Genomic DNA, 9,820 nt, shown 5'->3' with positions numbered 1-9,820 from the left:
ACCATTCCGGCCGACCGGAAATCTCGTATCGTACGGCGCGGCAATAGCATCCACCCTTTAGCTTTTCCATCATCCGATCCTCCAACTGCACTGCCCCAATGATAGGCATATTGCTAAATTTTTGACTTCATGCGACTCATTAATCCTGTCGTAACATTAGAAAATCTATTATATGGACTGGTTGAGACTCCCGCCATTGAACAGCCTGCGCGCCTTTGCTGCCGTAGCTACTGCAGGCAGCTATGCAGGTGCCGCAGACCACCTGAACGTTACACAGGCCGCTGTTAGCCAGCAGGTCAAAGCGCTCGAAAACCGAATTGGTATTGCGTTAGTCCATCGGGTCGGTCGCGGCATTGAGCTGACGCGTTCAGGCGCCCGATTAGCACGAGATCTGGAAGCAGGCTTCGATATCATCAGCCGCGGCGTGGAGCGCATAAGTGAAGAAGCCGCACTCCGGCCGGTACAAGTGACTATGCCACCAGCCTTCGCTGTTGAGTGGCTCATGCCGAGGGTCGGCGAGTTCCAGCGGGCGAATCCAGAAATCACCCTGATGCTCAATCCGACGTCACAGATCGTTGAGCTCAGGCCGGGTGGGATCGACGTCGCCATAAGGTATCGTGATCAAAGGCGAGCCGAGCCGGATGTCGAGGCTGTCCTCAAGACAGACATGGTTGTCATCGGTGCGCCATCGCTGATCGAGGCACGTGATCTTTCAGACTACAAGTCGCTTGCCGACCTACCTTGGCTGCAGGAATTAGGGACTAACGAGGCGGCGGAGTGGTTCACTTTTCATGGCATCGTCCTAAAGCGACCTTTGGCGATTAACCACATGCCGGGCAACCTGATCATGCCAGCGGTCCGACGCGGCGATGGCATCACCTATACTGCCCGCGCCTTTTTTACGGAAGACATCGCGGCTGGCCGGATCGCTGTGCTCGCTTCTGAGACGCTCTTTGGTGTCTACCACATCGAAACCTCGCCAGGACAGCAACGCCCCGAAGTGCAGGCATTCATCAAGTGGCTCCGCTCGAAAGCCGAAGTCATTACAGTGTCGGACTGAAGTCGCCTGAGCTTTACGAGCGAACGGTTGCTCCGGGCTCTCACCACGGTTTCGCCGCTTTTCGCATGAGCGTCGGCTCGACGATACCCAAGGGCTGCTAATCCGATTTGCCTAAAAAACTTCGAAGAATTAGTCGCAGCATCGGACGGCTGGTCTCGGTGGGGCATTGTCAGGTTGTTTTTTGCGCCGGGCAAGAGCGGGGTGGAGTGCTGGATTCAAGCGGCCAAGTCGTTTGCATATTCGGTCCAAAGCTCGAAGGCATCGGTTCGGGCGTGGCGGTAGGAACCGGCTGAAAGACGGTGGCGTTTGGGGCGGAATAGTGCGGCGGTTTGATCGTGGACCGACAAGAACCGTTGTGCCTTACCGGACGACTTAAACCAGCCCATTATTTTCTCTCGCCGTCGCGTATGTCTGTGTGAAGCCTCGACGCGATTGTTTAACCCCTTGTGCTGGCGATGCTCAATCCCTGGGGCCAGTTCCGCTATTGCCGCCCCGTAGGAGCGCAGCTTGTCGGTGATAATTACCCTTGGTCGGCCCCAAACCTTGAATAGTTTCCTGAAAAAGCGCTTTGCGGCAGCTTTGTTCCGGCGGGATTGAATCAAAACGTCCAGAAGTCACCGTTGGCATCAACCGCGCGCCAGAGCCAGTGTTTACGCCCTTTGATTGGCACCACGACCTCATCGAGATGCCATTTACAAGCAGGAAGCGGTCGATCCCGTCGGACCTTTACGGCAAACTGAGCCCCAAAGCGTGCCACCCAGTCCCGGACAGTTTCGTAAGAAACCGCGATCCCGCGAGAGGCCAAAGGATCCTCAACATCACGCAGGCTGAGTGCAAACCAATGGTACGCCCAGACCGCGCAGCCAATGACCGAGCGCGGGAAACGAAAACTCTTGAGGCGGGAAAGATCACACAGATTCAACATGGCAGCGCGCTACAACGACGAGACCGCTTCAACAACCTGACAATGCCTACTGTTCCAACCAAACGTTGTCGAAGCGTGCCTCGAACTGCTGGTGCCGCTCATAGCCCTTCAACTCCGGAACATGGTGCAGGTACTGACTCTGCCAGAAAGGCTGAATGATGGCGCCGCTGTTTCGCAGGATTTTCTGCATCTCTGCCATCAGAGGCCGACGTTTCTCAGGATCGGCAATCCCGACCGCCTCTTTCAGTATTGCATCGAAATCCGCATCGCTGAAACCGGATTCATTCCAAGGTTCTCCGGACCTGTAGGCCAAACCGTATATCTGGACTCCGAGCGGGCGGGCGCCCCAATTGGTTGTCGAGAACGGATACTTGGTCCAGTCATTCCAAAAAGTCGCGCCGGGAATGATCTTTCGTTTCACGTTGATACCGGCATCACGAAGCTGCGCCGCAATCGCATCAGTCGTGGTTTGCCGCCAGTCACCATCCAACGAGATCAACTCAAACTCCGTATCGGCGTGGCCGGCGGCGTCAAGCAGTTCCTTGGCCTTGGTTGGGTTGAACTCGGGCTTGCTGATTTCCGCGTATTCCGGATGAAAGGGCGCACAATGATGGTTTTCAGCGACGACGCCGGTATTGTTGATGCCTAGTTCCAACACGACATTGTTGTCCACCGCCGTTTGAATGGCGCGCCGAACATCGGCATTGTCATAAGGGGCGCTGTCAGCGCGCATGCGGGCAACGATGGTGTTTGCGGTCGCCTTTTCTTTCCGCACCAAGCCAAGCCCGTCCAGGACTTCGACGAAATCGGCAGAGGTATTGTCGTTGACATGGATTTCACCAGCCTCGAACGCAGCGACGATTGCCGAAGGATCGGTGCCATAATCGACGAATTCAATTCCGGCGAGATGAGCCTGACCACCCCACCAACCGTTATCCCGCCGTTTAAACACAGCCTTTTCCCCAACCATGTGGGACACTAATTCGAACGGTCCCGTGCCGATAGGCGTATCCACGATACTGCCCGAGAAACTTGGATGGACCAACAGCGCGGGATGATCAGCCATCGCCGCGATCAGCGTGATATCGGGGCGGGGCAGATTAAGGCGCACGGTGTATTCATCAACTTTCTCGATGACACCTGTGCCCGCCCTTTGCGTTTCTTCGTCGATAAGGCTGGCAAAACGGGATGCCATTGCGTTGCCTTCGGCGGACTTGTCACACCAGCGTTCGATGTTGAAGACAACATCATCGGCAGTGAACGGGTCGCCGTTGTTCCAGATCGCGTCTTGTCGCAGGTTTAGCGTATAAGTTTTAGCATCATCGCTAACCTCCCAGCTTGCCAACAATACACCGCCAAAGCTGTAGTCGAGTTCCCAGCGCACCAGAGGCTCAAGGAACTGGCGGCTTACGTTGTTGGCTTGGTCCCAATCCTGAAAGCGCGGCTCAGTCAGAGCAAGAACCCGCATCTCGATTTTCGCAACGCCGCCCTTTTGCGGAATGCCGGTTGCCGCCTGCGCCGGGGCACTCATTCCCAGCAAGCCATAAGCTGTTGCTGCGCTGGCCCCAAATGTACTGGCCGTCGCAATGAATTCGCGGCGGCTCATTTCACCGCGGCGCACAGCGTCCGCCATTTTGGCCACTATCGGGCGGGTTTCACGGGATTCGTTCATTTGGTATCCTCCCTGGATATTGCGCCTCACCCAAAGTGAAGCGTCTTGATTTCCTGATAGTCTTCAAGCCCGAACATCCCGCCCTCTCGGCCGTTGCCCGATTGCTTGTATCCACCAAAGGGCGAGCCATAATTGAAACCCCCGCCATTGATATGGATGGCGCCGGCCCTTAGCCGGGCGGCAACACGCTCGGCACGGTCCGGATCACCGGTTTGCAGATATGCGGCCAGACCGTAGGGCGTGTCATTGGCGATGCGGATCGCATCCTCTTCATCCTCAAAGGGGATGATCACCAGCACCGGGCCAAAGATTTCCTGCCGGGCGATGGCCATATCATTGGTGACATCGGCAAATACTGTGGGCCGCACATACCACCCCCGATCAAACCCGCCAGGGCGACCGGGCCCGCCAGCCAACAGGGTCGCTCCTTCGGCAATGCCCGTTTCGATCATGTCCTGCACCCGGTCAAACTGAATCCGGTCAAACAATGGTCCGATATGATCGCCTTCCTGCACCGGATCGCCGACCATTTGCCCCTCGGCGGCGGATTTTGCGAACTCCAGCACACGATCATAGCAATGGCGCTCGACCAGCATCCGGGTGGGCGCATCACAGCTTTGACCGGTGTTGTACATGCATTCCAAAACTGATGCTGTGACCCGCTCGTTCAGATCGTCGCCGCAATCGGCAAAGACTAGATTGGGAGATTTTCCGCCCAGTTCCAGTGTCACCCGTTTGATCGTATCGGCGGCTTCTTTGGTCACAGCAATCCCGGCGCGCGTCGATCCGGTGAATGACATCATGTCCACATCGGGGTGGCGCGAAAGGCCCGATCCAATTTTCTCGCCGTCACCATGGATCAGGTTGAACACACCAGGAGGAAACCCTGCGTCATGGATCATCTGTGCGTAAACAGTGGCAGAAAGAGGGGTGTGTTCCGAAGGTTTCAGAACGCAGGTACAGCCGACCGCCAGCGCAGGAAGCACCTTGAGGGCAATCTGATTGATTGGCCAATTCCAGGGTGTGATCAATCCGCAAACGCCGATGGGTTCGCGCACCAAAACGTCCCCATTGGTCAAGACCTCACGCAGGTCTTGTGCCTTCAGTGCCTCTAGAATGCCCCGCAGATGCCCAATACCGGTATCTGCCTGGGCGTCGCGCGACATTGTGATCGGTGCGCCCATTTCCGCACTCATCGCCTGCGCCATATCTTCGCGCCGGGCTTCACTGATCTGCAGCAAACGTTCCAGAAGTGCGATCCGCTCATCACGAGAAGTTTGTGAATAGTTTTCGAATGCTGCGCACGCGGCGGCCACCGCCCTGTTCAGATCATCCTCGTTCCCCAGATAGACCGTCCCGATCCGCTCTTCTGTGGCCGGATTCAGAACAGGAAATGCGCACGTAGAAAGTGGGGTGACCCAGTCGCCGTTGATATAGAAATTCTCTGGTGTCATGAAGTTGCTCATTTCGCGTGCATTTTCCGTTTGCGGTCGCGCGTGACGCGCGTCGCGTCTTCGGACCCGTCGTGATAGGTGCCGAACCACTTGTCCCACGGCATTTCAGAGTTGCCGTAGTTGCATTCGTAGTAACGGTGATGCAGCTGGTGAAAGAACGACCCGATATCCAGCCGCTCCTTGTTCTTGACAAACAGCGTCTCGTATCCGGCATGCGCCGAGATTGCGCCCAGAACCAGCCAGTACAGCAGGAACATCAGATGCACCGGATGGGCCGGGATAACCAACAGGATCAGCACCGAGCTGATATAGAGAAGCTGCTCCAAAGGGTGCATCGACATGCCCGACCACGACGTCGTGTTGACATTGCGGTGGTGGATCGAATGGACATGCCGGTAGAGCGGTGGCCAGTGGATCGCCCGGTGAATGACATAGAAATGAAAGCTCTGCCAAACTGCCAGAGCCGGGAACAGCAGCACAAAATAAATCGGGTGATCCCAGAAATTCACCGGCGCAACCCAGCCATTGGTAATGGCCATGCGCATACCGATCTCAAAGCCGCACATGATCGGGACACCATAGGCCAGCGCATAAAACATGTTGTCGCGCAGCTGATAGTCGAATTTGTACAATGCGTTCTTGCGCGGCAGTATCGGGCGCGGATCATACTTGAACCGGTTGCCTTGCCCTTTGCGGATATAAAGCCACCAGTGCAAACCACCCGCCACCGCAATCACCGCCAGATAGTTGCGCAGGACAACCCAGGCCGCCCACCCAAAACCGAACGAGGTCTGATCCGGAGCAACTGGCTGCAGCCAATATGCAACCACGAAGGCAAGCGCGAGATAGATCGCGCGATCCGAGAACTGAAAATAGGTATTCCACAGCCATTTCAACAGCTTCATCGGTTTCGGAGGCCAATCCCAATAGGGTGCATACTTCACGGGCAAGTCCGGATGGTAGTGCCATTCGCAGCTCATGGAGGCCGGTTCTGCGTCTTGAGGCTGGTGCGCTGTGTCGGACATCAGATCAAACTTTCTCAGGTTTCAGCAGAAAGCGCTTCCAGCGCCTCGCAGAGTTTCGTTAGTTCCCCGTCTATCATCGCAATCGAATGGGCGGCGTCGGGGAAGGATCCATCCTGCACCGCGTAGCGAAACGCCGTGAGACCCTTGTGTTTTTCGGCCTGTAGTTGTTTGCGGATCGGTGCCATGTTGGCAAATGCCTTGGCATGGCGTGGCGGGTTGTCGATGTCGCCGCAGATGTCTTCCTGAAACATGAAAATCACATCAGCGGCCCCACCGGACCCGATGGAATGGGTGACGAGCCCGGTTCTGGGGCTGAGCTCGGCAATCACCTCATGCGCGACACATTCCAGTTCAACGGCATAGGCACCCGCATTTTCGAGCCGCCGCATCGCATGGTGCAGGCTCAATGCCTCGTCGGCTGTGCGCCCATAAGCTCTTAAACCGCCGATCATGGTGGACAGTCTCGGCACAAGGCCAAGATGGCCCTGTACAGCCAGTCCCTCTTTGGCCAGCATTTCTACAACATCAAGCGAACGTATCGTATACACAGCATCCGCACCCGCTTCGGCGGCCTTGATCGCCGCCCGCAGTATTTCGTCATGGGTTGCGAAATCCGTTGCGGGCAGGCAGGCGGTAATGAACGTGTTCGGAGCGCCTGCACGGATCTCAGTTACGTCGGAGTCCAAAATCGACAGGTGGTCGATGCCCGCCGCTTGCGCCGCGCGGGCCTCTTCCTGATCATAGGAGGTGGTTTGCGTAAACTTGCGTGCGCCCTTGCCGGCGACAAAATCCGCTACCGTGTGGTTGCGCAACGCTTCGTGCCCGCCATAGGTGTATATGCGTCTGGACTTGACCATGCCTGTTACACCGCAACCGGTTCATCCGCAGTCTCATTCAGCTCCATATGCCCTTCGCCCTTGGACAGAATACGGCGCAGCATTGGCTCGAAGAATTCCAGCGGTTTTGTTGGGTAATCCGGATCAAAGGCGCATTGGTCATATTCATGACAGAAGTACCGGCAGTCTTCCCAATAGGGGCTGTCCTTGTACTTGTCGCGCGCGTTCCGGTCCCCGCCCAGATAGTGATTGTAATAATACCCCTGGAAAACGCAGTGATGTTTCAGGATCCAGTATGTCCGCTCGCTGACATAGGGTTTCATCATCGCTGCAGACAGTTCGCCGTGGTTGTAGGGTGACAGGATATCGCCGGTGTCGTGCACCAAAGCAGCAACCACGATTTCCTCGTCTGCGCCGTCCTCATAGGCGCGGGTCGCGGCCTGCAAGCTGTGTTGATAGCGGTTGACGGGGTAAGGGGTCCACTCTTCGTCCAGCGACCGGAGCGCGTCCAGTATCCGGTCTGGCAGGGCCGCGTTGTAGGTGTCCTCATAGTCCATCACCGCCAGAAAATCTTCTTTGGTGGCATTTCCGAAACTGGTCCAGCTGGATTTATGCGACTTATCCATGGCTATGCCCTTTCCAATTTTGAGTTTGGCGACCGAAGGGGGAGAAGCTTCGGTCGCCAGCGCAGATCACTCGTAAGAGGCGCGGTGTTTCACCACGACTTCGGCACCTGCGCCTTCGGGTTCGTGATCGACCAGATATTCCGGGAAACCGGGCGCGCGCAGGTCGGTGCCGCAATCATCCTCAAGCCGTTTGACCACCTGGCTGGACCACACGCGCGGGCCATAGCGTTTCAGCCCGTCCTCCATCGCGGCCACACAGACCGGCGACAGCTCGACCGGAACGCCGTATGACTTGGCCAGATCGTCAAACAGGGTCACATCCTTGACCTCATGATCCATGGTGAAGTTGATGTTGTAACTGCCGTTCAGGATCAGTTGGCCTTCAGTTTCATGCACAAAGGAATTGCCGGAGCTCACCCGGATCGCGTCATAGGCCACGGCCAGATCAATGCCTGCCTTTTTGGCGACCATAAAGGCCTCACCGGTGGAGACCAGCTGCACGCCCGCCAGGTAGTTGGTGATCACTTTCAGCACCGAGGCCGATCCCAGCTTGCCCGTATGCACGATCTGACGGCCCATGGTCGACAACAGCGGCAGCACCTGTTCAAACGCCTCGCGTTTGCCGCCGGTAAAGATGGCGATATTGCCGGTTGAGGCACGATGGCAGCCGCCGGAAACGGGGCTGTCCATCGCGATACCGCCTTTGGCCTCAACCAAGGCCCCCAGACGTTGCACGTCTTCGGCTTCGGTGGTGGACATCTCCAGCCAGATCTTGCCCTTTGAGATGCCTTCCAACACGCCGTTTTCTTCTTCCAGCACCTTGGCGGAAACCACGGGTGACGGCAGGCAAGTGATGATCACATCGCAGGCTTCGGCCAACGCGCGGCCGCTTTCAGCCCAGATCGCTCCCTGATCCAGAAGGGGTTGAGCCGCAGCTTGATCCGAGTCGCGGACGATGACGTCAAACCCGTTGCGCAACAGACTGCCCGACAGTTTTGCCCCTACGTTTCCCAAACCGATAAATCCGACGCGCATTCTTGATTCTTTCTTGAACGTGACAGTTCTCTTGACGATGCGGGGCAATTGGGTATCAGTCAAAAGAACTCTTTGTGCCCTAAGGGGTCTAAAAATTGGAGGCTATATGTCTGACACCAGAACCAGCTTGCCGCCACTTCCCGCACTGCAGGCTTTCGAAGCTGCGGCCCGGCATGAGAACTTCATGGCCGCGGCTGAGGAATTGAACCTTTCTCAATCTGCAATAAGCCACCGCGTAAGAGCGTTGGAGGCCCATCTGGGCTATGCGCTGTTCGTGCGCTTGCCGCGAGGGCTGAGATTGACTGAAAACGGAAAGGCGTACTTGCCTTCAATTCGACGTGCGTTTGCGGAAATAATGGGATCAACTACCAGCATTTTCGGCCTTCGACAGCCGACCCGGCTATCAGTTCGCGCTCCATTGTCGTACTCAGCGATCTGGGTGTCGAACATTGTTCAGGAGTTCTCCCGTGAGTTTCCAAACATCGAAATCCGAATGAGTTCTTCCGTTTGGGCTGATAATCAGGCGGACGAAGCGGATATAGAACTGCGCCTAGGGCATGGGAATTGGCCGGGCTACAGAGCCGAACTGCTGTTTCATGATGATCTCGTTCCCTTGTGTTCTCCCAAGACGCGGGAAACAATGCCAACGCTAGTAACTGCTGAAGATCTTGCAGTTAGACCTCTCGTTCATATCGTTGGTATCGAGGATCAATGGGGGGACTTTTTTCGTAGCCACCTATTGGGAGAACGGCCAAAAGCGCACAAAAACCGGATATCCACTGATAGTTCTGTTGCGGCAGCAGTCATTGCCTCGCATGGCCCGCACATATGCTTGCTGGCTGAGAGATTTGCGGCGTTCTTTGTCGAAACCGGGCTTCTTGTGCAGCTGTCAAACCTGACAATCACGTCCAGGCAGGGGCTGTATCTGGTAACCCCAGACGCCAACAAAGCGCTTGTCCCCGAAGTTGAACTGTTTCGAAAATATCTGCGGAACTGCTAGTAGTTCTGCCCAGCCTCGATAGAGAAATAAGTGCGAAACAAAACATCCAACTATTTGAGCGGAGTGTCTGCTTTGTCCCGCGTCTCGTTTCTCCGAGACCGCGTTGCACGAATAGCGCTTGGGCCGCATTTGCCCCTTTCCCCGGTTCGTTATGCGACACGTTCATAGGTCGCACGACCTAGACGGG

Annotated in this window: 8 protein-coding genes and 1 pseudogene; 2 read left to right on the top strand and 7 right to left on the bottom strand. The window is 56.3% G+C overall.

The genetic code is table 11. From position 1 onward, the window contains the following. The first annotated feature begins 172 nt into the window (after positions 1 to 172). Positions 173 to 1,060, top strand: coding sequence for a LysR family transcriptional regulator (locus ACR0NZ_RS20325; protein WP_480521493.1), 888 nt, complete (start codon positions 173 to 175; stop codon positions 1,058 to 1,060). A 215-nt stretch (positions 1,061 to 1,275) separates the two neighbouring features. On the opposite strand, the pseudogene ACR0NZ_RS20320 reads toward ACR0NZ_RS20325, so the two are convergent. The 7 genes and pseudogenes from ACR0NZ_RS20320 to ACR0NZ_RS20290 all read right to left on the bottom strand — a co-directional run bounded on the left by ACR0NZ_RS20320 (position 1,276) and on the right by ACR0NZ_RS20290 (position 8,633). Then, positions 1,276 to 1,985: pseudogene (locus ACR0NZ_RS20320) on the bottom strand (IS6 family transposase). A gap of 46 nt (positions 1,986 to 2,031) precedes the next feature. Continuing rightward, a complete protein-coding gene (locus ACR0NZ_RS20315; RefSeq protein WP_480521491.1) occupies positions 2,032 to 3,657 on the bottom strand; it encodes an ABC transporter substrate-binding protein in 1,626 nt (541 codons plus the stop codon). 26 nt (positions 3,658 to 3,683) lie between these two features. Further along, complete coding sequence (locus ACR0NZ_RS20310) at positions 3,684 to 5,111, bottom strand: aldehyde dehydrogenase family protein (RefSeq protein WP_480521489.1); 1,428 nt, start codon at positions 5,109 to 5,111, stop codon at positions 3,684 to 3,686. An 8-nt stretch (positions 5,112 to 5,119) separates the two neighbouring features. Next, positions 5,120 to 6,055: a sterol desaturase family protein gene (locus ACR0NZ_RS20305; protein ID WP_480521487.1), complete on the bottom strand. Its 936-nt coding sequence runs from the start codon at positions 6,053 to 6,055 to the stop codon at positions 5,120 to 5,122. A 95-nt stretch (positions 6,056 to 6,150) separates the two neighbouring features. Next, on the bottom strand, positions 6,151 to 6,993 hold the full coding sequence (locus ACR0NZ_RS20300) for a 3-methyl-2-oxobutanoate hydroxymethyltransferase (RefSeq protein WP_480521485.1): 843 nt from the start codon (positions 6,991 to 6,993) through the stop codon (positions 6,151 to 6,153). Positions 6,994 to 6,998: 5 nt separating this feature from the next. Continuing rightward, positions 6,999 to 7,598 (bottom strand): HD domain-containing protein, encoded by a 600-nt coding sequence (locus ACR0NZ_RS20295; RefSeq protein ID WP_480521483.1) that lies wholly within the window; start codon positions 7,596 to 7,598, stop codon positions 6,999 to 7,001. A gap of 66 nt (positions 7,599 to 7,664) precedes the next feature. After that, positions 7,665 to 8,633 carry an NAD(P)-dependent oxidoreductase gene (locus tag ACR0NZ_RS20290; protein ID WP_480521481.1) on the bottom strand — a complete coding sequence of 323 codons (969 nt, stop codon included), beginning with the start codon at positions 8,631 to 8,633 and terminating at the stop codon, positions 7,665 to 7,667. Positions 8,634 to 8,739: 106 nt separating this feature from the next. Here ACR0NZ_RS20290 and ACR0NZ_RS20285 point away from each other — a divergent pair, with 106 nt between their 5' ends. Continuing rightward, complete coding sequence (locus ACR0NZ_RS20285) at positions 8,740 to 9,633, top strand: LysR family transcriptional regulator (RefSeq protein WP_480521479.1); 894 nt, start codon at positions 8,740 to 8,742, stop codon at positions 9,631 to 9,633. The last annotated feature ends 187 nt before the right edge of the window (positions 9,634 to 9,820 follow it).

The organism is Ruegeria sp. AE3 (assembly GCF_056542225.1).
Note: the sequence above shows the minus strand (reverse complement) of the source record. Positions and strands in the feature narration are given on the sequence as shown.

Excerpts from the sequence above, each read along its gene's own strand:
- ACR0NZ_RS20290 (WP_480521481.1), bottom strand. The coding sequence starts at position 8,633 with ATGCGCGTCGGATTTATCGGTTTGGGAAACGTAGGGGCAAAACTGTCG.
- ACR0NZ_RS20315 (WP_480521491.1), bottom strand. The coding sequence starts at position 3,657 with ATGAACGAATCCCGTGAAACCCGCCCGATAGTGGCCAAAATGGCGGAC.
- ACR0NZ_RS20285 (WP_480521479.1), top strand. The coding sequence starts at position 8,740 with ATGTCTGACACCAGAACCAGCTTGCCGCCACTTCCCGCACTGCAGGCT.
- ACR0NZ_RS20300 (WP_480521485.1), bottom strand. The coding sequence starts at position 6,993 with ATGGTCAAGTCCAGACGCATATACACCTATGGCGGGCACGAAGCGTTG.
- ACR0NZ_RS20310 (WP_480521489.1), bottom strand. The coding sequence starts at position 5,111 with ATGACACCAGAGAATTTCTATATCAACGGCGACTGGGTCACCCCACTT.
- ACR0NZ_RS20325 (WP_480521493.1), top strand. The coding sequence starts at position 173 with ATGGACTGGTTGAGACTCCCGCCATTGAACAGCCTGCGCGCCTTTGCT.
- ACR0NZ_RS20295 (WP_480521483.1), bottom strand. The coding sequence starts at position 7,598 with ATGGATAAGTCGCATAAATCCAGCTGGACCAGTTTCGGAAATGCCACC.